This is a genomic window from Pseudomonas sp. LBUM1672 (assembly GCF_059695655.1).
The window spans coordinates 89,182-108,306 of the sequence record NZ_CP166781.1; the positions used below are offsets into that span (position 1 = coordinate 89,182).

At 58.6% G+C, this 19,125-nt stretch carries 24 protein-coding genes and 1 pseudogene; 10 read left to right on the forward strand and 15 right to left on the reverse strand.

From position 1 onward, the window contains the following. Window positions 1–24: 24 nt before the first annotated feature. Window positions 25–312, reverse strand: a complete 288-nt coding sequence (locus ACA053_RS00420) for a YheV family putative zinc ribbon protein (RefSeq protein ID WP_008152496.1) — start codon at window positions 310–312, stop codon at window positions 25–27. After that, window positions 309–2,387, reverse strand: a complete 2,079-nt coding sequence (gene prlC / locus ACA053_RS00425; protein WP_178082277.1) for an oligopeptidase A — start codon at window positions 2,385–2,387, stop codon at window positions 309–311. The genes ACA053_RS00420 and prlC overlap by 4 nt, the downstream gene beginning before the upstream one ends. 62 nt (window positions 2,388–2,449) lie before the next feature. Here prlC and ACA053_RS00430 point away from each other — a divergent pair, with 62 nt between their 5' ends. The 3 genes from ACA053_RS00430 (at window position 2,450) to ACA053_RS00440 (ending at window position 4,306) form a co-directional block, all read left to right on the forward strand. Further along, window positions 2,450–2,995 carry a gamma carbonic anhydrase family protein gene (locus ACA053_RS00430; protein WP_497394320.1) on the forward strand — a complete coding sequence of 182 codons (546 nt, stop codon included), beginning with the start codon at window positions 2,450–2,452 and terminating at the stop codon, window positions 2,993–2,995. 26 nt (window positions 2,996–3,021) lie between these two features. Then, window positions 3,022–3,672, forward strand: coding sequence for an HAD family hydrolase (locus tag ACA053_RS00435; protein ID WP_497314784.1), 651 nt, complete (start codon window positions 3,022–3,024; stop codon window positions 3,670–3,672). A gap of 175 nt (window positions 3,673–3,847) precedes the next feature. Continuing rightward, the gene (locus tag ACA053_RS00440; protein ID WP_497314786.1) at window positions 3,848–4,306 is read left to right on the forward strand and encodes an REP-associated tyrosine transposase; all 459 of its coding nucleotides are present in this window, start codon (window positions 3,848–3,850) and stop codon (window positions 4,304–4,306) included. A gap of 103 nt (window positions 4,307–4,409) precedes the next feature. Here the strand turns inward: ACA053_RS00440 and ACA053_RS00445 are convergent, their stop codons facing one another. Continuing rightward, window positions 4,410–5,486, reverse strand: a complete 1,077-nt coding sequence (locus ACA053_RS00445) for an aminopeptidase (RefSeq protein ID WP_497394321.1) — start codon at window positions 5,484–5,486, stop codon at window positions 4,410–4,412. Window positions 5,487–5,546: 60 nt separating this feature from the next. On the opposite strand from ACA053_RS00445, the gene ACA053_RS00450 reads away from it, so the two are divergent. Together ACA053_RS00450 and ACA053_RS00455 are read left to right on the forward strand one after the other, a co-directional pair. Continuing rightward, the gene (locus ACA053_RS00450; RefSeq protein WP_109627130.1) at window positions 5,547–5,969 is read left to right on the forward strand and encodes a PA0061/PA0062 family lipoprotein; all 423 of its coding nucleotides are present in this window, start codon (window positions 5,547–5,549) and stop codon (window positions 5,967–5,969) included. Between the two features lie 40 nt (window positions 5,970–6,009). Continuing rightward, complete coding sequence (locus tag ACA053_RS00455; protein WP_109627132.1) at window positions 6,010–6,432, forward strand: PA0061/PA0062 family lipoprotein; 423 nt, start codon at window positions 6,010–6,012, stop codon at window positions 6,430–6,432. A gap of 6 nt (window positions 6,433–6,438) precedes the next feature. Here ACA053_RS00455 and ACA053_RS00460 read toward each other — a convergent pair whose 3' ends face one another. Next, window positions 6,439–6,672, reverse strand: coding sequence for a DUF1161 domain-containing protein (locus tag ACA053_RS00460; RefSeq protein ID WP_109627134.1), 234 nt, complete (start codon window positions 6,670–6,672; stop codon window positions 6,439–6,441). A gap of 236 nt (window positions 6,673–6,908) precedes the next feature. After that, window positions 6,909–7,340, reverse strand: coding sequence for an OsmC family protein (locus tag ACA053_RS00465; RefSeq protein WP_064675278.1), 432 nt, complete (start codon window positions 7,338–7,340; stop codon window positions 6,909–6,911). A gap of 241 nt (window positions 7,341–7,581) precedes the next feature. Between ACA053_RS00465 and ACA053_RS00470 the strand changes: the two genes are divergently transcribed. Further along, window positions 7,582–8,583 carry an LLM class flavin-dependent oxidoreductase gene (locus ACA053_RS00470; protein WP_109627135.1) on the forward strand — a complete coding sequence of 334 codons (1,002 nt, stop codon included), beginning with the start codon at window positions 7,582–7,584 and terminating at the stop codon, window positions 8,581–8,583. A 66-nt stretch (window positions 8,584–8,649) separates the two neighbouring features. Here the strand turns inward: ACA053_RS00470 and ACA053_RS00475 are convergent, their stop codons facing one another. Together ACA053_RS00475 and ACA053_RS00480 are read right to left on the reverse strand one after the other, a co-directional pair. Next, window positions 8,650–8,874, reverse strand: a complete 225-nt coding sequence (locus tag ACA053_RS00475) for a DUF1161 domain-containing protein (RefSeq protein ID WP_109627137.1) — start codon at window positions 8,872–8,874, stop codon at window positions 8,650–8,652. Between the two features lie 122 nt (window positions 8,875–8,996). Then, entirely contained in the window at window positions 8,997–9,212 is a 216-nt protein-coding gene (locus ACA053_RS00480) for a dodecin (RefSeq protein ID WP_010465710.1), read from the reverse strand. Between the two features lie 157 nt (window positions 9,213–9,369). Between ACA053_RS00480 and ACA053_RS00485 the strand changes: the two genes are divergently transcribed. Beyond that, window positions 9,370–9,696, forward strand: coding sequence for an ElaB/YgaM/YqjD family protein (locus ACA053_RS00485; RefSeq protein ID WP_497314792.1), 327 nt, complete (start codon window positions 9,370–9,372; stop codon window positions 9,694–9,696). On the opposite strand, the gene ACA053_RS00490 is transcribed toward ACA053_RS00485, so the two are convergent. After that, entirely contained in the window at window positions 9,669–10,586 is a 918-nt protein-coding gene (locus tag ACA053_RS00490) for a LysR family transcriptional regulator (protein ID WP_497314794.1), read from the reverse strand. The two genes, ACA053_RS00485 and ACA053_RS00490, sit on opposite strands and share 28 nt — an antisense overlap. Before the next feature lie 112 nt (window positions 10,587–10,698). On the opposite strand from ACA053_RS00490, the gene trpB reads away from it, so the two are divergent. The 3 genes from trpB (at window position 10,699) to ACA053_RS00505 (ending at window position 13,308) form a co-directional block, all read left to right on the forward strand. Next, the gene (gene trpB, locus ACA053_RS00495; RefSeq protein WP_497314796.1) at window positions 10,699–11,919 is read left to right on the forward strand and encodes a tryptophan synthase subunit beta; all 1,221 of its coding nucleotides are present in this window, start codon (window positions 10,699–10,701) and stop codon (window positions 11,917–11,919) included. After that, the gene (gene trpA, locus ACA053_RS00500; RefSeq protein WP_497314798.1) at window positions 11,919–12,731 is read left to right on the forward strand and encodes a tryptophan synthase subunit alpha; all 813 of its coding nucleotides are present in this window, start codon (window positions 11,919–11,921) and stop codon (window positions 12,729–12,731) included. The genes trpB and trpA overlap by 1 nt, the downstream gene beginning before the upstream one ends. 121 nt (window positions 12,732–12,852) lie before the next feature. After that, window positions 12,853–13,308 (forward strand): anti-virulence regulator CigR family protein, encoded by a 456-nt coding sequence (locus ACA053_RS00505; protein ID WP_497314800.1) that lies wholly within the window; start codon window positions 12,853–12,855, stop codon window positions 13,306–13,308. Window positions 13,309–13,362: 54 nt separating this feature from the next. Here the strand turns inward: ACA053_RS00505 and ACA053_RS00510 are convergent, their stop codons facing one another. The 7 genes and pseudogenes from ACA053_RS00510 to scpC form a co-directional block, all read right to left on the reverse strand. After that, the gene (locus tag ACA053_RS00510) at window positions 13,363–15,324 is read right to left on the reverse strand and encodes a DUF7844 domain-containing protein (protein WP_109627148.1); all 1,962 of its coding nucleotides are present in this window, start codon (window positions 15,322–15,324) and stop codon (window positions 13,363–13,365) included. Further along, complete coding sequence (locus ACA053_RS00515; RefSeq protein WP_094469762.1) at window positions 15,321–15,641, reverse strand: DUF2388 domain-containing protein; 321 nt, start codon at window positions 15,639–15,641, stop codon at window positions 15,321–15,323. The genes ACA053_RS00510 and ACA053_RS00515 overlap by 4 nt, the downstream gene beginning before the upstream one ends. Before the next feature lie 28 nt (window positions 15,642–15,669). Next, on the reverse strand, window positions 15,670–15,987 hold the full coding sequence (locus tag ACA053_RS00520) for a DUF2388 domain-containing protein (RefSeq protein ID WP_109627150.1): 318 nt from the start codon (window positions 15,985–15,987) through the stop codon (window positions 15,670–15,672). A gap of 106 nt (window positions 15,988–16,093) precedes the next feature. Continuing rightward, on the reverse strand, window positions 16,094–16,411 hold the full coding sequence (locus tag ACA053_RS00525; protein WP_010465729.1) for a DUF2388 domain-containing protein: 318 nt from the start codon (window positions 16,409–16,411) through the stop codon (window positions 16,094–16,096). Window positions 16,412–16,556: 145 nt separating this feature from the next. Further along, window positions 16,557–16,765: pseudogene (locus tag ACA053_RS00530) on the reverse strand (DUF1127 domain-containing protein). A gap of 259 nt (window positions 16,766–17,024) precedes the next feature. After that, window positions 17,025–17,240 (reverse strand): DUF1127 domain-containing protein, encoded by a 216-nt coding sequence (locus tag ACA053_RS00535; RefSeq protein WP_007902752.1) that lies wholly within the window; start codon window positions 17,238–17,240, stop codon window positions 17,025–17,027. Window positions 17,241–17,559: 319 nt separating this feature from the next. Then, on the reverse strand, window positions 17,560–19,053 hold the full coding sequence (gene scpC, locus ACA053_RS00540) for a succinyl-CoA:acetate CoA-transferase ScpC (RefSeq protein ID WP_497314802.1): 1,494 nt from the start codon (window positions 19,051–19,053) through the stop codon (window positions 17,560–17,562). Window positions 19,054–19,125: the final 72 nt, after the last annotated feature.

Here is a 19,125-nt window from a genome sequence, read left to right on the forward strand (position 1 = left end):
CAAAGGGTGGAAGGTGGTGCTGACTCAGTGTTGCTCGTCAGGCTTTTTCTTCAGCTTCGGGTTCGGGAAGAACTGCACGGCCTGAACCTTGGCGTCCGGCACCTTCAGCGCCGAAGTATTGACCCGTGTGCCCAATTCCTTGGGCACCGACAGGCCTTGTTCATTGAGCGTGTCCGAATAACCGCAGGCCACGCATTCGCGATGCGGGACTTCGTCTTCGTTCCACATCATCAACTTGTCCGGCTCGCTGCATGCCGGACAGACCGCCCCGGCGATAAAGCGCTTTTTCGTGATCACAGGCCCCTCACTCATGCTGCTGCGTCCTCACTCAGGCCGCTATGGCGCAAGAGTGCGTCAATCGATGGCGCACGGCCACGGAAGTCGACGAACAGCACCATGGGTTCCTGAGAACCGCCGCGCGCCAGGATCGCTTCGCGGAACGCCCGACCTGTTTCGGCATTGAGTACGCCGTCTTCTTCAAACTTCGAGAAGGCGTCGGCCGACAGCACTTCAGCCCACTTGTAGCTGTAGTAACCCGCCGCGTAACCGCCGGCGAAGATGTGGGCGAAGCTGTTCGGGAAACGGTTGTAGGCCGGTGGACGCATCACGGACACCTCGTCGCGTACGCCTTCGAGCACTTGCAGCACGCTGCGGCCATCGCCGTGGGTGGCGTGCAATTCGAAGTCGAACAGCGAGAACTCCAGCTGACGCACCATCATCAGGCCGGACTGGAAGTTCTTCGCCGCGAGCATCTTTTCCAGCAGGTCTTGTGGCAGCGGCTCACCGGTTTCGTAGTGACCGGAGATCAGCGCCAGGCCTTCCGGCTCCCAGCACCAGTTTTCCATGAACTGGCTTGGCAGTTCGACCGCATCCCAGGCCACGCCGTTGATACCGGACACGCCAGCGTGTTCGACGCGAGTCAGCAGGTGATGCAAGCCGTGACCGAATTCGTGGAACAGGGTGGTGACTTCATCGTGGGTCAGCAGGGCGGGTTTGCCGCTGTCGGCCGGGGTGAAATTGCACACCAGATTGGCCACCGGGCTTTGCAGCACGCCGCTGATGGTGCGGCGACGGTCACGGGCGCCGTCCATCCAGGCACCGCCACGCTTGTTGGCGCGAGCATAGAGGTCAAAGAAGAAGCGACCGACGTGCTGACCGTTTTCCTTGATTTCGAACAGGCGAACATCCGGGTGCCAGGCGTCGAAGCCTTTCAGCTCTGCGATCTCGATGCCGTACAGGCGCTGGACGATAGCGAACAGGCCGCCCAGCACTTTGTCGATCGGGAAGTAAGCGCGCAGCGCTTCTTGAGCCACGCTGTAACGTTGTTCGCGAAGTTTTTCACCGTAGAAACCGCTGTCCCAGCTTTGTAGGTCCGGGCAGCCCTGTTCTGCGGCGTAAGCCTTGAGTTGTTCCAGATCCTGAGCGGCGAACGGTTTGCTGCGCTTGGCGAGGTCGCGCAGGAAACCCAGCACCTGATCGCTGGATTCAGCCATTTTGGTGGCCAGGCTCAGTTCCGAGAAACTGGCGAAGCCAAGCAGCTTGGCCAGTTCCTGGCGCAGGTCGAGGATTTCTTCCATGACCGGGCCGTTATCGTTCTGGCCGGCGTTCGGGCCTTGGTCCGACGCACGGGTGCAGTAGGCGGCGTAGACTTCTTCGCGCAAGGCGCGGTCCTGGGCGTAGGTCATCACCGCGTAATAACTCGGGAATTCCAGGGTGATCAGGAAGCCGTCGAGGCCTTTGGCCTGGGCTGCGGCAGCCATTTGCGCCTTGGCTGAATCGGTGAGGCCGGCGAGGGCAGCTTCATCAGTAACGTGTTTGGTCCAGGCCTGCGTCGCGTCGAGCAGTTGGTTGGAGAAGCGGCTGCCCAGCTCCGACAATTTGCTCTGCACTTCGGCGTAGCGCTTCTGTTCGGCTTCTGGCAGGTCAATACCCGACAGACGGAAGTCTCGCAGGGCGTGTTCCAGGATGGTTTTCTGCGCGACGTCGAAACCGGCGGCTTCCGGGCTGTTCGCCAAGGCTTCGAAGGCCTCGAACAATTCGCGGTTCTGGCCCAGCTCGGTGGAGTAGGCGCTCAAGGCCGGCAGGCAGGACTCGTAGGCTTCGCGCAATTCAGCGCTGTTGCACACGGCATTCAGGTGGCTGACCGGGCTCCAGGCTGCGCCCAGACGATCGTTCAGTTCGTCCATCGCCAGCACCAGGCCGGCCCAGGTCGGTTGTTTGCCCTGGCTGTCGAGGATCTCGATAATGGCGGCACGGTTGTCAGCCAGGATCTGTTCAATGGCCGGTTGCACGTGTTCGGCACGGATCGCCGAGAACGGCGGCAGGTCGTAGGACTGCAAAAGAGGGTTGTTCACGCTCACGGTTGGCACCTTGGCTGGAAGAAACATGCGGCCATCTTAATTACAATCGACGCTCACCGCAGCTATCAGCAACAGAGAGAAACCCTATCGTGACCCTTCGCAAGTATCAGAACCACACGCCGCTACTGGGCAATGGCGCCTTTGTCGACGGCTCGGCGGTGGTGATCGGCGACGTCGAAATCGGCGAAGACAGCTCCGTCTGGCCCCTGACGGTGATCCGTGGCGACATGCACCGCATCCGTATCGGTGCGCGCACCAGTGTCCAGGATGGCTGCGTGCTGCACATTACTCATGCCGGGCCGTTCAACCCCGATGGCTTTCCGTGCTTGATCGGGGACGACGTGACCATCGCCCATAAGGTCATGCTGCATGGCTGCAGCGTCGGCAACCGGATTCTGATCGGCATGGGCAGCATCGTCATGGACGGTGCAGTGATCGAGGACGATGTGATTGTCGGCGCCGGCAGCCTGGTACCGCCCGGCAAGCGTCTGGAAAGCGGCTTCCTTTATGTCGGTAGCCCGGTGAAACAAATTCGTCCGCTGACGGACAAGGAAAATGCCTTTTTCACCTACAGCGCGGCGAATTACGTGAAGCTCAAGAATTTGCATCTGGCTGAAGGCTACGACCAGCTCTGAGCCTTCGCCCTTATTCAGGATTCAACATGCATTACCAAACTGTACTGTTCGACCTCGATGGCACCCTGACCGACCCGCGCGAGGGCATCACCCGTTCGATCCAGTTCGCCCTGAGCAAATTGGGGATCGATGAGCCCGACCTCACCAAACTCGAACACTTCATCGGCCCGCCGTTGTTGCAGGCGTTCATGCAGTTCTACGACTTCGACGAGCCCAAGGCCTGGGAAGCCGTGAACTTCTACCGCGAACGATTCAAGGTCACCGGCCTTTACGAAAACCGTGTGTTCGACGGCGTCGCACCGCTGCTGGAAACCCTCAGCGGGCAAGGACGACAGTTGTACATCGCAACCTCCAAGCCATGGGTATTCGCCCGGGAAATCGCCCGGCACTTCGACTTCGCCAGGCACTTCAAGGTGATCTACGGCAGCGAACTGGACGGGACACGCACCAATAAGGTCGAGTTGATTGCCCACCTGATGGCCGAAGAAGGCCTTGACCCGGCCAACACCCTGATGATCGGCGACCGCAAACACGACCTGATCGGCGCGCGCAGCAATGGGCTTGATGCGGCGGCGGTGGGTTATGGGTTTGGCAGCCGGGACGAATTGAGCGCAGAAGCGCCGGCCTATCACTTCGAAACGCTGGATGAGATGCATCAGGCGTTTTTGCAGCGTTAGTTGAATCGCCTTCGCTGGCAAGCCTCGCTCCTACAAATGCAACTTAGATCCCGTAGGAGCGAGGCTTGCCCGCGAAGAGGCTCGCCCAGACATATCCTGAGTAACAGTTAGCACCTAAGTCCCTTCTAATCGTCCTAGGCTCAAAGTCTGTGGCCACGATCAAGGAGGATCATCAATGTCAGAGCTAAAACATGCTCATCGATTGCGCACTGGACGATATTCGGAGTCCGGACAGATTTACTTGCTGACCTCGGTCGTTCTGAACCGAGAACCGTTATTCTGTGACTTCAAGAGTGGGCGATTGGTAGTAGATGCCCTGAGAACTGCTGAGCAAGAAGGTTTCGCAACGTCACTGGCCTGGGTCGTCATGCCCGATCATTTCCATTGGCTGATCGAATTACAGAATATTCAGCTACCCAAGTTGATGGCTCGAACCAAATCACGCATCACCGTAACGCTTAATCGCTCGGCAGGCCGCCAAGGTCCGGTTTGGCAACATGGCTATCACGATCGCGCCATTCGCAAGGAAGAGGATCTACAGGCGGTTGCTCGCTACATCGTCGCCAATCCATTGCGAGCTGGCTTGGTCGAGAGGGTCGGAGATTATCCGCTGTGGGATGCGATCTGGTTGTGAGGTTGAAAACGCCTTCGCGGGCAAGCCTCGCTCCTACAAAAGCTACATAGACCCTGTAGGAGCGAGGCTTGCCCGCGAAGAGGCCCGTTCAGCCACCGGCCCTTTATGATCCAGCCAGCGCTTTCAGCGCCGCCTTGCGTTCCCCGACCGGTAACGCACCAAGCTGCTCGACGGCCACATAAAACCTGTCCCAATCCCCCCCCACCTGCCTGAACAGCGCCGAAAACGCCGGCACCCATTGGTCGTACAACCCAAACGGCAACAACCGCGCATTGTTCATCGGCGCATTGATCCACGCGTCGTAGCGTTTGTCCCCAGCCCACTGGCTGTCGCGCAGGTGCCGATATTCACTTCGCAGGCGTTCGAACTCCGCCGTCTTGCGTTGGCGCATCGGGTCGGCGGGCAGTGGCAGGGCGTAGAGTTTTTCAAGTCGCGTGCGAGTCTCCAGAACCAACTGAATGAATTGGTCGCGCCGCTGCGCCTGGGCCCCGTTTTCCGGCGCCAGACCGCGCGATGCGCGCCATTGCCGGGTGCCTTCCTGCTCGACGAAGGTGGCGAAAGACTCGTTGAACTCGGTGTCGTCCTTCACATAAAAGCGCTGATGGGCGAGCTCGTGGAAGATCAATGTCGCCAGCCGCTCGTCGCCCCAACCCATCATTGAACTGAGAATCGGATCGTTGAACCAGCCGAGCGTCGAATAGGCCTCGACGCCGCCAATGGACACGTCCATACCTTGCAAACGCTGCAAGGCCGCTTCGCCGCGAGCGGCACTCTGGCTGTAATAACCGCGGTAGGCGACGCAGCCAGCGATGGGGAAACAATGGTTTTGCGGTGTAAGGGAAAACTCCGGTGTGGCAAAAACGTTCCAGACCACGAACGGCCGGCCAATGTCGGCGTATAGACGGTAGCTCTGGTTATCCGGCAGATGCAGCTGTTGGCTGGCGAATGTCCGGGCCTTTTGCGACTGGGTCAGGTGCGCACGCAGCATCGGGTCGCGAGACGGATCGGCAAGCACGTCGGCCACTGGCTCCCTGGCCCGCAGCAATTGCAGCTGACCACTGGCCAATTGGCTGTAATAGCTGACACCCGCGCAACCACTGAGTAATAAAAGCAACACACCCGGAAACAAAATCCGTAAAACGCGATCAAGTAACCCAAGGCTTGGAAGCGGCCTGATCAAAATAAAATCATCCCTGGAGAGTCTGCCCGCAAGACTATCCCGCCTGACTGGAGCTCCGCTATGCGCAAATTGATGCTGACGGGAGGCTTGCTGATGCTGACCGGCTGTGCTGGTTTCGGATTACCTCACCATGATCCTTCGCAAGCGTGGATCGAGCTGGAGTCACAGCAAGAAGACACCGCCCTGCAAGCGCTGGAAGTCGATGACAAGGCTTCTACCGATAAGCGTTATTTCGAGGTGCATCCGGGCAGTCATGAGCTGACGGTTCGCTACCAATTCCCGGTTGCGCCCACCAACATCGGGCCCGATGCCGAACCGCTCTGGCGTGACTGCCAGTTGAATGTGAAATTCAACGACTTCAACGCCGGTCAGCGGTATCAGCTGCAAGCGGGAAATATCGGCTTCCGGCCGTGGGCAAAGCTCTATGACCAGCAACGAAAAGTGATCGGCCAAGGCACACCCGCGGGCTGTCAACGCAGCTAATCAGCGTTATGCTGAATAACCATCCTTTGGGACATTCATCATGCGCAGGTTGATGCTGTTGCTCGCTGCAAGTGTGGTTGCTGGCTGCCAGAGCCCGTTACCGGCGGTAAATCCACAGATGGCTTGGATCGATTTCTCGACGCCATTCCCCAACGATAAATTGCTGATGGCGGAGCGACTGGACAAGCAGCGAATGCGCGACGGGCGTTTTTTTCAGGTCACGCCCGGCAGCCATGAGCTGGTCGTCAGGTTTGACTTTGAAGTGCCCGGTGGTGGAGGCATAGGGATGATGAGCGCCCCCGTGGAACGGCTGTGCTACCTGACCATCAACTACGATCATTTCGAAGCCGGCCAGCGCTATGTGCTGGAGGGCCGTTCGATAGCGTTCACCCCTGGCGCCCGATTGTTCAACGCCAAGCGCGAGATCGTCGCTGAAGATCGGGAGGCCAATTGCGTCCCGTGAGGCGAATCAGCGGTCGTTTTTCTGGTAGATGATTTTCTTGGTGCCGTTTTCGCAGCTGCCGACGACCATGTTCTGGTCGTGAACTTCGTCATTGGTGACGATTTCGAGGGTGTAGGACGAGACGTTATTGGCCTGGATCTTGGCCTCGATCTCGGCCTTGAGTTCTTCGCAGGATTTCGGTGCTGCCAGGGCCGAAGTGGCCAGCGCACAACAGATAATCGCCAAGGCAAAACGTTTCATGGTTGAAGCTCCATTGAGGCAGCGCGCAAGAGGCTGCGTTTCAGCTGCTGTCATTTATTCGACCACAGTTTGGCAAAGCGAGTTCTGACATCGCTCACAAAGCTCAGGTTTAGCCGTTGGGAGGGTGTCGCTTACAAGATCGCTTCGCGAGCAGGGCCGCTCCCACATTTGGTACGCGTTTCAAAAGTGGGAGCGAGCCTGCTCGCGAAGGCGTCAGTACATTCAGCGCCTGATCATCAGCTGACCAGGGTCGCATCCAGGCTGATCTTCGCATTCAGCACTTTGGACACCGGGCAGCCTTCTTTGGCCTTGTTGCTCAGTTCTTCGAACTGCGCTTGAGTGGCCCCGGGGATTTTCGCCTTGAGGATCAATTTCACCGCAGTGATCGCAAAACCACCTTCGACTTGATCCAGGGTGACTTCTGCATTGGTATCGATGCTGTCGGCCTTGAGCCCGGCATCGCCCAGAATCATCGAAAACGCCATGGAGAAACAGCCCGCGTGGGCCGCGCCGATCAGCTCTTCCGGATTGGTGCCTTTGCCGCCTTCGAAACGCGCCTTGAAGCCGTAGGGCGCTTCTCTGAGCACACCGGTTTCAGTGGAGATCGAACCGATGCCGGTTTTCAGGTCACCTTCCCAATGAGCCGATGCTTTCTTCGTAATAGCCATGTCTGCCTCCTCAAGATCCGGTGCGAACGTCGCACCTTCGTGGTTTTCGGTTGCTAGGGTTCTGAGGATAGACGGCGGTGCAAAGTTCACCGGATCTGATTAGTCCTACCGTTTTCGTAGGTTTTTTTCGCCTGGCTATTGAAACTCGGGTATATGCCCTCATTGCATGAAGCACGCTTATAGATTCGGCAGGTTTTCGTTCGCAAGAAAAACCTGCGCTCACCATTGGAGAAGCAGGCTTATGAAACGACTGTCCGATATCAAGTTCTCGACCCTTGATCTGGTGCCCGTGCGAGAGAACGGCAGCGCGGCCCAGTCGCTGCGTAATTCCCTGGACCTGGCGCAGCATGTCGAGAAATTCGGCTATAACCGCTTCTGGGTCGCCGAACACCACAACATGGACGGCATCGCTAGCTCCGCCACCTCGGTACTGCTCGGCTACCTGGCGGGTGGCACGTCGACCATTCGTGTCGGTTCCGGCGGTGTGATGCTGCCCAACCACGCGCCGCTAGTGATCGCGGAGCAATTCGGCACCCTCGAAAGCCTGTATCCAGGCCGGATTGATCTGGGCCTGGGGCGCGCACCCGGTTCTGATCAAATGACTGCCCGCGCCTTGCGTCGCGAACGCTCCGGTAGCGCCGATGAATTTCCTGAAGACGTCGCGGAGTTGATGCGTTACCTCGGCCCACGCACGCCAGATCAGCGGATTATCGCAATGCCCGGCACCGGCACCAACGTCCCGGTGTGGTTGCTGGGTTCCAGCCTGTTCAGTGCACAACTGGCCGGTGAGCGCGGTTTGCCCTACGCCTTCGCCTCGCATTTCGCACCGCGCTTCATGCACGAGGCAATTCGCGTCTATCGCAATCACTTCAAGCCTTCGGCGGTGCTGGATAAGCCGTATGTGATGCTCGGCGTGCCGCTGGTTGCCGCTGACACTGACGAACAGGCAGATTTCCTGGCGACATCGGTCTATCAACGCATCCTGGCGTTGATGCGTGGCCAAAGCCTGGTGCAGCGTCCACCGGTGAAAACCATGGATGGCCTGTGGTTGCCCCATGAGAAAGAAGCCGTGGGCGATTTCCTCGGTCTGGCGATGGTCGGCAGCCCGCAGAAAATCCGCGCCAAGCTTGAGGTGCTGATCGAGCAGACTCAGGCTGACGAGCTGATTTTCACCTGCGACCTGTACGAACATGCCGATCGCGTGCACTCCTATGAGCTGCTGGCGCAAGTCATGAAAGGCTGAGGCACAGGCGCCGCCACACAAAAAAAGCCGACGCTATTGCGTCGGCTTTTTCATTTGTAAGGGACGTCAGCCTTGCTTATATATGATTTTCTTGGCGCCCTTTTCACAGGTACCCACGACTTTCCCGCCGGCCTCAGTGCCCTTATCGACGATTTCCAGTGAATAGCCGGCAACGCCCTTGGCATCAAGTTTCGCTGCGATTTCGGCTTTCAGCTCTTCGCACGATTTGCCATCAGCAAAGGCTGTTCCCGCAAGGCTTAATAAACCTACCGCTAAAATAAAATGCTTCATCTGTCGCATTCCCTCGTCGGATCAAAGGGAGCATCCAGCCATCAGCCGGAGGCACTCATGTAACGCTTGCCATTTCCCTATGGCACTCGGCCGGCGCGCAAGTTCAGGAGACTAGCTCAAACTCAGCTGCTGGCAATCCGGAACCCGACTTTGAGCGTCACCTGAAAGTGGGCGGCCTTGCCGTCCTTGATGTGCCCGCGAGTTTCGGTCACTTCAAACCATTCCAGGTGCTTGATGCTTTTATTGGCTTCGGCCAGCGCGTTGTTGATCGCGTCTTCAATGCTGCTGGTGGACGAGCCGACAAGCTCGACTTTCTTGTAGGTGTGGTGATCAGTCATGGCGTTCTCCTCAGGGTGTGAAATACAGCCTAGCAGTGATTTTTCGTATTACTTCTGTCGGCTAATGCAGCGCAGAAGTTCAGATTTACTGCACTTTCTCGAACCCTTGAAGTCCCAACCAACACACGCTACTCATCATCAATGAAGGAGAGCCACCATGGCCAACACCTCTTTACGTAAAGCCTCATTGCAAAGCATGGAAGCCGAGATCGAGAGTCTGCTGAAATCTTTGGAAAATCTGAAAGACGACGCCTCGGACGAGTCGCGTAAAACACTCAAAGTGTTGAAAGGCAACGCCGAGAACGCGCTGAAACATTCGCGCCATCTGCTCAGCGATGCGTATGAAGAAGTCAAAGTCAAAACCCGCGAAACCGGGATTGCCACTCGGGACTACGCCCAGGAACACCCTTGGACTACCGCGGGCGTCGCTGTGGGCGCACTGGGTCTGCTTGCGGCTTACCTGCTGTTCAAACGCGGCGAATAATCGGTCTGGCGCAGCTCGGCCTTTAGCCACTGCGCCAACTGCCGAGCGCGCCCGTCTGCGGCGCGCTTGGGTAGCCACAAGGCCAGTTGCGCCGGGGTTTCACTGAATCCCCAAGGTGCAACCAGACGACCGGCCTTCAAATCCTCGGCTACCAGCGGCTCCGGTGCAATCGCCACCCCGAGCCCCGCCACTGCGGCCTCCAGCAAATAATACAAATGCTCGAAACCCTGACCGTACTTCAACGCCTTGGCGTCGAGGCCGCTTTGCTGTGCCCAACTCGGCCAGGCTTGTGGGCGCGAGGTGGTGTGCAGCAAGGGTTCGTTCAATAACGCTGTGGCCGGCGCGCCTTGCAGCCTTTCATAACCCGCGAAGCGTGGGCTCAGCACCGGGCCGATTCGTTCGCTGGCCAGCTCATAGACCTGCATGTCCGCCGGCCATGGCGGCTCGGCAAACACCAGCAAGGCATCCAGCCCCGGTCGACGCGGATCGAGATCGCCTTCTCCGGCCGACAAGTGCAGGCGCAGGTCCGGCAAGTCCGCATTCAATCGTCCCAGGCGTGGAATAAACCAACGCGCCAACAAGCTGCCCGAGCAACCCAGTACGAACGGCGCGTCGGCGGTGCTTTGGGTCAGCTCCGCGCAAACCGTTCGCAGACGCTCAAAGGCTTCTCCGCTGGCATCACGCAGACGAACGCCGGCATCTGTGAGTTTCAGGCCGCGCCCCTCCTTGATGAACAAGCTCACGCCCAAGTGTTCTTCAAGCACCTTGAGTTGCCGGCTGACCGCGCCGTGAGTGACGTGCAGCTGTTCGGCTGCCTGACTGACGCTGTTCAGCCGTGCCGTGGCTTCGAAGGCGCGAAGGGCGTTCAGCGGGGGAAGGTCGTGGCTCATGGGATCTGTGAGTTTTCCTGACAGGTTGTGGCGATCTTATCGGTTTTCAGGCTGGGGCGTCAGGGGTAGAGTGACCGTCATTGTCATCTCACGAATCCCACTGGAGCGACCCATGACCCAGACTAATCTGCGCAACGGCCCCGACGCCAACGGCCTGTTTGGCTCGTTCGGCGGCCGTTACGTCGCCGAAACCCTGATGCCGTTGATCCTCGACCTGGCCCGTGAATACGAATTGGCCAAGGAAGATCCGGCGTTCAAAGAAGAATTGGCCTACTTCCAGCGCGACTACGTCGGACGTCCAAGCCCGCTGTATTACGCCGAACGCCTGACCGAATTCTGCGGTGGCGCAAAGATTTACCTGAAGCGCGAAGAGCTGAACCACACCGGCGCGCACAAGATCAACAACTGCATCGGCCAGATTCTGCTGGCGCGGCGCATGGGCAAGAAACGCATCATCGCTGAAACCGGCGCCGGCATGCACGGTGTGGCGACGGCGACCGTGGCTGCACGTTTCGGCCTGGACTGCGTGATCTATATGGGCACCACTGATATCGAACGTCAGCAAGCCAACGTATTCCGCATGAAATTGCTGGGCGCCGAAGTGATCCCGGTTGTCGCCGGCACCGGCACCCTGAAAGACGCGATGAACGAAGCGCTGCGTGACTGGGTGACCAATGTCGACAGCACCTTCTATCTGATTGGCACCGTGGCCGGCCCGCACCCTTATCCCGCCATGGTCCGCGACTTCCAGTCCGTGATCGGCAAGGAAACCCGTGATCAACTGCAAGCCCAGGAAGGTCGTCTGCCGGACAGCCTGGTGGCATGCATCGGTGGCGGTTCCAACGCCATGGGACTGTTCCACCCGTTCCTCGATGACAAAAGCGTCGAGATCATTGGTGTGGAAGCGGCCGGTTACGGCATCGAAACCGGCAAGCATGCTGCCAGCCTGAATGGAGGCGTTCCGGGCGTGCTGCACGGTAACCGTACTTTCTTGCTGCAGGACGACGATGGCCAGATCATCGACGCTCACTCGATTTCCGCCGGCCTCGATTATCCAGGCATCGGCCCTGAACACGCCTGGTTGCATGACATCGGCCGTGTCCAGTACACCTCGGTGACCGACGACGAAGCCCTCGATGCATTCCACAAATGCTGCCGTCTGGAAGGGATTATTCCGGCACTGGAAAGCGCCCATGCCCTGGCCGAAGTGTTCAAACGCGCACCGACCCTGCCGAAAGATCACCTGATGGTGGTCAACCTGTCCGGCCGCGGCGACAAAGACATGCAGACCGTGATGCACCATATGGAACAGTCCCAGCAGGAGAAACACTGATGAGCCGCCTGCAAACCCGTTTTGCCCAACTCAAGGAACAGAATCGCGCCGCCCTGGTGACCTTCGTCACCGCTGGCGACCCGAGCTATGACACTTCCCTGGCTATCCTCAAAGGCTTGCCCGGTGCTGGCGCCGATGTGATCGAGCTGGGCATGCCCTTCACCGATCCGATGGCGGACGGCCCGGCCATCCAGCTGGCGAACATCCGCGCCTTGGGCGCCAAGCAGAACCTGGCGAAAACCCTGCAAATGGTTCGCGAGTTCCGTGAAGGCAATGCCGAGACGCCGCTGGTGCTGATGGGGTATTTCAACCCGATCCACATGTACGGCGTGCCACGTTTCATCACCGACGCTAAAGAGGCCGGGGTTGATGGTTTGATCGTGGTCGACCTGCCGCCGGAACATAACGGTGAGCTGTGCGACCCGGCTCAGGCTGCGGGCCTGGACTTTATCCGTCTGACCACGCCGACCACCGATGATGTGCGCCTGCCGACTGTTCTGAATGGCAGCTCCGGTTTCGTCTACTACGTCTCTGTTGCCGGTGTGACCGGCGCTGGCGCGGCGACCCTGGAGCATGTTGAAGAGGCCGTTGCCCGTTTGCGTCGCCACACCGATCTGCCGATCAGCATCGGTTTCGGCATTCGTACACCGGAGCAAGCGGCGTCCATCGCGCGTCTGGCCGATGGTGTGGTCGTGGGTTCGGCATTGATCGATCACATCGCCAATGCCACCACGGCGGAACAGGCGGTTGATGACGTGCTGAGCCTTTGCTCGGCACTGGCTGACGGCGTGCGTAAGGCCCGCGTCAGCTGAAGGTAAAGTTCCTGATACAGAGGAATTAGAGCCTCACGGCACAGACTAAACAGCAAGACCGAGGGCTTCAGGACTACGTTCTGAAGCCCTTTTTGCTGTATGTGCAGTGAGGAAAGACCTGATGAAAATGCCGAAACGTCTGATTGCCAGCCTGGGCGTGCTGATGCTCAGTGCCACCCCGCTGCTGCACGCGAGCGCCGATCAGCGCGACGATCACGACCACGGCGGCCCGCAGCAGGGCCATTATGATAACCGTGGTGACAATCATGGAGATGACCACCGAGGCCCACAGGACAATCGTCGCGGCGGCCCACCGCCACGGGACTTCGGTCCGGTGCGTCAGACTATCCACGATAACCACGGCTATTTCGTACGCGGCGCACCGCCACCGCCTGGCATTCATCTGGTGCGTGGCCGGCCGTTGCCTCACGGTTATTACGGTGAGCGCCTGGACAATCGTGCCTTGGGACGGCTGCCGTATTACCCGGGATACGAATGGCGCCGTGCCGGGGGCGACATTGTGCTGATCGCCGTGGGCACCGGGATCGTCTATGAGATTCTGGAAGGCGTGCTTTGATTTAACGTGCGGGCAAAAAGAAGGCTTCGTGGGTGATCCACGAAGCCTTCTTTTTTATGGCAACTCCAGTCCGCCCGCGGCTTTATGCAATTTGCGCAAATGCTCGCCCACCTGTTTCAGGTTGGCTTCGTTGGCGGCCATCTCGGCTGCACGGCCCGGTTCGAGCAGCGCTCTGACTTCCTTGTCCAGATCGCCGGTCAGCACTTGAAGCTGCTTCTGCCGCAGGTTGCTTTCCGATTCCAGGCGCTGCCATTCATTCGGTTGGGGCAATCCATATCCGCCGGTGCCGAGCAGCTCCGCCGGACGACTCAGGAAGCCGCTATTGGCGAGAATCTGCTGCAAGGTCGCGTTCGCCTTGTCCATGCCGCCGTTCTTCAGTTCCCGAGCGCCCAGATAACGCTGTTTCACTTCATCCTGGGCCAACACCAACTGTTGACGGAAGCTTGCCTGCTCCAGCAACAGCAACGCTGCGCTGGTGCGTAGGTCAGCCTGCTCAAACCATTGCCGGCGCTCTTCTGCTTTCAGTGCCAGCCAGTCTTCGACTTTTTCCTGCTTGATCGGCAAGTGCTTCTTCAGCACTTCGAACATCGCCTGATAGCGGTCACGGAAGGAGTCGAAGCGATAGCCCAGGCGCAGCGCTTCGCGAGGGTCATCCAGCACGCTGGTATTCGCCAGTCCGCGGCCCTTCATCACTTCCAGCAAACCGTTTGGCATGATGCTGTCGAGCCCGACCAGCTTCGCGTTGTTGCTGCCGCTGCGCAGTAATTTCAGGCCTTCCACCGCGCAATTGTTGGAGAGGAAATAATAGTTGCCGTCGTAACTCCAATGCATCTCGGCGGCGTGTTCCACGACGTCTTCAATTTCTTTGCGCGACAGGTTCAGCGGGACCGAGGCCAGGCTGCGCAGTTCAGTCTTGGTGTATTCGTCGATCACTTGGGCTAGCGGCAGTACAAACAGTCGCGACGGGTATTTACCCACCAGTCCATCCCAGCTCGAGAGCTGTACGTCGCCGACGAAGGCGCGGTAGGACAACACCAGATGCTGGTCGAGATCGAGGCGGCAGTCCGGTCCCCGTGGCCGGCCCGGCGCGCAGATCACCAGACGCAACATGCTGTGGCCCCAGCGGCTGACCCAGTTCTGGTTGGCTTCGGCCAGCAGATAGTCGACGGCGTACACCCGTTCCGGATCGACCTGGCCCAGCGGTTGTTTGGCGAAGTCGTTGCCGGCATTGAGGAACGCGAAGGATTTGCCGCAAGCGTCTTTGGCGGCGGGAGCCCAGCCGAAATGTTCTTGGTAGTAGCGATATAGCGCGGGGCGACGGCAGGCGTAGCTCGGGTCGAGGAGGAAATACTCCATGTTGACCGCGACAAACTCTTTGGGGCTGCTCGTTTCGTAGATGTCCGGGCTGCGGGCGATTTGCCGGTTGTGCTGTTCGCGCTCGCCGCGGCGACCAACGTATTGCGGCCAGCCGGCCAGGTCGAGCAGGCGCGGGTCATCGCTCAAGGTAAAGCGGCGGTCGGATTGACCACGGCATTCATCCGGGATGCCAATCAGGCCTGAACTGCTGTTGCGCCGGGTGCAGCGCTGGATCAGCGTGCGCTCCGCATCTGGCCATAGGCGCGAGCGGTCGTAAATGTGGGTGAGTTCATGCAACACCGTGGCGAGCATCTCGCGGCGGACGGTGCCGTGGGGGCGATAGGTTTTCTTGGTGGCGGCACTGCCGTTCGTGAGGTTGACGAGCAAGTTGCGGTTCAGATCGAGCTCGGACACCAGCGATGCCTGGCCATAGGCATTGCTCGGCATGTCGTCGGTCCAGCCGACGTCAATGCGCCGGTCCAGTTGTTCGATGAAGCGTGGCGGCAAGGCCTGCATGGCTTCATCGAGCAACGCCTGACTGGCTTGCTGTTGTTCAGGACTCAGACCTTCGGTCTTGAGCCGTAATTGCAGACCAGCCTGGGCCGTGTTGCAGAGTAGCAACATCAGCCCGGCCAGCAGCCAGGCGCTTGTCGACCTCACAGTGCGAGGATGGCTTCGGCGAGCACCTGATCACTGGCGTCTCGTGCTTCCGGCACACGGGTGCGCAAGGTGTTGATGGCCGCTTCAAGGTGCGCGCCGCGTATGTCGCCATCGCTGGCAACGAAGCTGGCTGCATCGTCGTGGGCTTCACGGATGATCTTCGAATCCCGGATCGACGTGGTGGTATCGGACGTGAAATCAAGGGTGCGCTGGGTGGCATTGATGATGATGTTACTGGTGGCGACCAGGGTGTGCGCCTGGGTCACATCGGCCAATAAAAGCAGGCCAAGGGCAACAGCAATCAGAGGGCTACGCATGGAACGACTCCGCAAGGACAAAGGATAACTATTGGACGAGAATTGCCTGCGCCAGTTCAAGGTCGCTTGCATGAAGTTTTGGCTGGCTGCGGCGCAGGTAATCCAGCGCGGATTCCAGTTGTGCTCCGCGTAGTTGGCCGTCGCTGGCAATGAACGCCGCAGCGTCATCGTGTGCCGCGATCAGTAGCTTACGGTCGAAGGGGGCGGCGGTCACCATGCTGGTGGCGTAACCCGTGACGACGATGCCTTGGGTCGACAGGTTGAACGCGTCGTAGGCACAGGCCGAGGCCGACCAACAGGCCGCGAGAAATACCGAAGTAGAAAACCGCTTTGAAAGAAAACGCATGGGACTCGATTGCTGAAAGCGAGTCCAAAGGCTAGCGCAATGCCCAGGCTAGAGCCAGCGCCGAAACATTGGGACACGACAAGCGTGTCCCACGTAACTGTGTTGCTTAGATTGTCAGGATGGCTTGGGCCAGCTGTGCATCGGTAGCGTTCAGCTGAGGCGCCTGGTGACGGATGTGGTCGAGTGCGCTTTCCAGTTTCACACCACGAATGGCGCCTTCGCTGGCGACGAAGCTGGCGGCATCATCACGGGCAGCGCGCACAATCTTGTCATCGCGAAAGGAAGAAGTGACGTCGGAGGTTGCATCGGAACTGGACTTCAGCGCGCCGACGACGGCATCCGTGGTCACGATAAAGCTGGTCGCGTGGGAATTGGCAGCCACGGCAAGCAGGGCTGCAGCGCTGAGCAGACGAAGACGGGACATGGTGTAACTCCTTTGGATAACCGATTGAGAGGTGTTGAGGTAGCTGTTGGATCAGACGCCTGTCGTACAGCACTCGCCACGTTCTGCCTTGATATTAGGCCTGCTTTTATCGGTTCGAATAGTCCCTTCTTTTTAAAGCAGGACCCTAGCGCCAGAACGGCTTATCCAATTCATTGAGCCGATCGGCGTGGCTGATGCCCAGGTCCGAGAGTTGCCGATCATTGAACTGGCCCAGCAAACGCCGGGTGCGAGCTCTCTCAAGGGCGGCGGCAAGCGACTTCAGCAATCGTTTAAATCTGTGGAGTCGAGGCTTCTTTAGAAGGGCGGGGCAGAAACATTCAGTAAGTTATCCATGGCGCGAAGTCCTTTGCCGGAGAGTCAGGACTTCATGTTGAGCGTTGCGAGTCTGGAGCTACAGATACACTGCCGTGAAATTGTACTGGTTAAATATGATAAATATCTAAACTGTACTTGTTGTTGGCTATTCCTTTTGTTCAGCCGCCGATCAAGGCTGAAAACGACAAAGCCCGTCGTGGTTTCCCACGACGGGCTTTGTTTTTTCAATTTGGAGTGCTGGCGGTGGACCCGGTGGGTCAGAGCCAGCGACGCTAACTTAGCGCCAGAACGGCTTGCTCAGCTCTTCGTAGCGTTGTGCTTCGCTAATACCGGCATCAGCCAGCAGACGCGAATCCAGACGAGCCAGTTGATGGCGGCTGGAGATGCGGCGCTGCCACAGCATCAGGTTGGCAATAACGCGAAGAGGCATGGAAGCCTGGGTTTTTGCAGCGGTATCTTCGAAGAACAGTTCGGAACTGAGTGTACGTTCCATGGTTGACATCCTTCCGCTTGTGGCGGGATTAGGTAGTGGTTTAACTGATGCCAATGATCCTCTCGTTTGGCTAGTCTCTGTAGATACAGTTCACTTGTATTGTGAGGGACCAGTTAACTGTTAATAGGGGGTGTACTGGTCGAAATTGAGGCAACTGTACCTGTCGGCACTATGTTGGTGCAATTTTGACGTTTTGACTTGATTGTGTAGGCAAATACGGTAGGAAATGACCAGTACAGCAGTACAGTTTTAAATAGAATCTAAAGCGGTAAGCGCCAGCTGACGCAACTGTGTTTGCGTCAGCTGTTTTTTCTCTGAATCAGACCGCCAGCATTCGCCCGGTTTCTTCCAGGTTCATGTGCCAGCTCAGTGCGTCACGCAGGATATGCGGGGTGTGTCCGCCCAATGCACAAGCAGCCGTAAAGTAGTCATCCAGTGCCTGGCGGTAATCCGGGTGCACACAGTTGTCGATGATGACCCGAGCCCGCTCCCGTGGCGCCAGGCCGCGCAGGTCGGCCAGACCGATCTCCGTCACAAGGATGTCGACGTCATGTTCGGTATGGTCGACGTGGCTGACCATCGGCACCACGCTGGAGATCGCGCCACCCTTGGCAATCGATTTGGTCACGAAGATTGCCAGGTGCGCGTTGCGCGCAAAGTCCCCGGAACCGCCGATGCCGTTCATCATCCGTGTGCCGCAGACATGGGTGGAGTTGACGTTGCCGTACAGGTCGAATTCCAGCGCGGTGTTGATGCCAATGATGCCCAGGCGACGCACCACTTCCGGATGGTTCGAGATCTCCTGCGGCCGCAGAACCAGTTTGTCCTTATAGCGCTCCAGATTGCCGAAAACGTCGGCATTGCGCCGGCTCGACAGGGTGATCGAACTGCCCGAGGCAAAACTCAGCTTGCCGGCGTCGATCAGGTCGAAGGTCGAGTCCTGAAGCACTTCGGAGTACATGGTCAAGTCTTCGAACGGCGAATCGATCAAGCCGCACATCACCGAGTTGGCGATGGTGCCGATACCGGCCTGCAAGGGGCCGAGCTTGTTGGTCATGCGCCCTGCGGCCACCTCTTCCTTGAAGAAGTCGATCAGGTGATCGGCAATGGCCTGAGTGTCGACATCCGGCGGCAATACCGTGGAGGGCGAGTCGGGCTGATTGGTGATCACGATCGCGACGATCTTTTCCGGCGGAATCGGAATGGCGGTGCTGCCAATGCGGTCATCGACCTTGACCAGCGGAATAGGCGTACGGGTCGGACGGTAAGTCGGGATATAGATGTCGTGCAAACCCTCGAGGTTCGGGTTGTGCGCCAGGTTGATCTCGACGATCACGTGTTTGGCGAAAATCGCAAAGCTGGCCGAGTTGCCTACCGAAGTGGTCGGCACGATATGGCCCTGCTCGGTGATCGCCACGGCCTCGATCACGGCGATGTCCGGCAGTTTGAGCTGCTGGTTGCGCAGTTGCTCCACGGTTTCCGAGAGATGCTGGTCAATGAACATCACTTCGCCAGCGTTAATCGCCTTGCGCAGGGTGCTGTCGACCTGGAATGGCATGCGTCGTGACAATACGCCGGCTTCGGTGAGCTGTTTATCAAGGTCGTTGCCCAGACTGGCACCGGTCATCAAGGTGATTTTCAGCGGGGTGATTTTGGCGCGCTCGGCCAACGCGTGGGGCACGGCTTTGGCTTCGCCGGCGCGAGTGAAACCACTCATGCCGACGGTCATGCCGTCCTGAATCAGAGCGGCAGCGTCAGCGGCGCTCATCACCTTATCCAACAACGAAGGCAAGCGAATACGATCACGGTACATGGATGGTTATCTCGGGCAACGGAAGCAAGGTATGCAGTCTAGTGATTTGAAAAAAATCCGTCCCGCTACCAT

What these genes read in the sequence shown, in the direction of transcription:
- ACA053_RS00420 (WP_008152496.1), bottom strand. Translation starts at nt 312, where the DNA reads ATGAGTGAGGGGCCTGTGATCACGAAAAAGCGCTTTATCGCCGGGGCG.
- prlC (WP_178082277.1), bottom strand. Translation starts at nt 2,387, where the DNA reads ATGTTTCTTCCAGCCAAGGTGCCAACCGTGAGCGTGAACAACCCTCTT.
- ACA053_RS00435 (WP_497314784.1), top strand. Translation starts at nt 3,022, where the DNA reads ATGCATTACCAAACTGTACTGTTCGACCTCGATGGCACCCTGACCGAC.
- ACA053_RS00440 (WP_497314786.1), top strand. Translation starts at nt 3,848, where the DNA reads ATGTCAGAGCTAAAACATGCTCATCGATTGCGCACTGGACGATATTCG.
- ACA053_RS00450 (WP_109627130.1), top strand. Translation starts at nt 5,547, where the DNA reads ATGCGCAAATTGATGCTGACGGGAGGCTTGCTGATGCTGACCGGCTGT.
- ACA053_RS00455 (WP_109627132.1), top strand. Translation starts at nt 6,010, where the DNA reads ATGCGCAGGTTGATGCTGTTGCTCGCTGCAAGTGTGGTTGCTGGCTGC.
- ACA053_RS00460 (WP_109627134.1), bottom strand. Translation starts at nt 6,672, where the DNA reads ATGAAACGTTTTGCCTTGGCGATTATCTGTTGTGCGCTGGCCACTTCG.
- ACA053_RS00465 (WP_064675278.1), bottom strand. Translation starts at nt 7,340, where the DNA reads ATGGCTATTACGAAGAAAGCATCGGCTCATTGGGAAGGTGACCTGAAA.
- ACA053_RS00470 (WP_109627135.1), top strand. Translation starts at nt 7,582, where the DNA reads ATGAAACGACTGTCCGATATCAAGTTCTCGACCCTTGATCTGGTGCCC.
- ACA053_RS00475 (WP_109627137.1), bottom strand. Translation starts at nt 8,874, where the DNA reads ATGAAGCATTTTATTTTAGCGGTAGGTTTATTAAGCCTTGCGGGAACA.
- ACA053_RS00480 (WP_010465710.1), bottom strand. Translation starts at nt 9,212, where the DNA reads ATGACTGATCACCACACCTACAAGAAAGTCGAGCTTGTCGGCTCGTCC.
- ACA053_RS00485 (WP_497314792.1), top strand. Translation starts at nt 9,370, where the DNA reads ATGGCCAACACCTCTTTACGTAAAGCCTCATTGCAAAGCATGGAAGCC.
- ACA053_RS00490 (WP_497314794.1), bottom strand. Translation starts at nt 10,586, where the DNA reads ATGAGCCACGACCTTCCCCCGCTGAACGCCCTTCGCGCCTTCGAAGCC.
- trpB (WP_497314796.1), top strand. Translation starts at nt 10,699, where the DNA reads ATGACCCAGACTAATCTGCGCAACGGCCCCGACGCCAACGGCCTGTTT.
- trpA (WP_497314798.1), top strand. Translation starts at nt 11,919, where the DNA reads ATGAGCCGCCTGCAAACCCGTTTTGCCCAACTCAAGGAACAGAATCGC.
- ACA053_RS00505 (WP_497314800.1), top strand. Translation starts at nt 12,853, where the DNA reads ATGAAAATGCCGAAACGTCTGATTGCCAGCCTGGGCGTGCTGATGCTC.
- ACA053_RS00515 (WP_094469762.1), bottom strand. Translation starts at nt 15,641, where the DNA reads ATGCGTAGCCCTCTGATTGCTGTTGCCCTTGGCCTGCTTTTATTGGCC.
- ACA053_RS00520 (WP_109627150.1), bottom strand. Translation starts at nt 15,987, where the DNA reads ATGCGTTTTCTTTCAAAGCGGTTTTCTACTTCGGTATTTCTCGCGGCC.
- ACA053_RS00525 (WP_010465729.1), bottom strand. Translation starts at nt 16,411, where the DNA reads ATGTCCCGTCTTCGTCTGCTCAGCGCTGCAGCCCTGCTTGCCGTGGCT.
- ACA053_RS00535 (WP_007902752.1), bottom strand. Translation starts at nt 17,240, where the DNA reads ATGGAACGTACACTCAGTTCCGAACTGTTCTTCGAAGATACCGCTGCA.
- scpC (WP_497314802.1), bottom strand. Translation starts at nt 19,053, where the DNA reads ATGTACCGTGATCGTATTCGCTTGCCTTCGTTGTTGGATAAGGTGATG.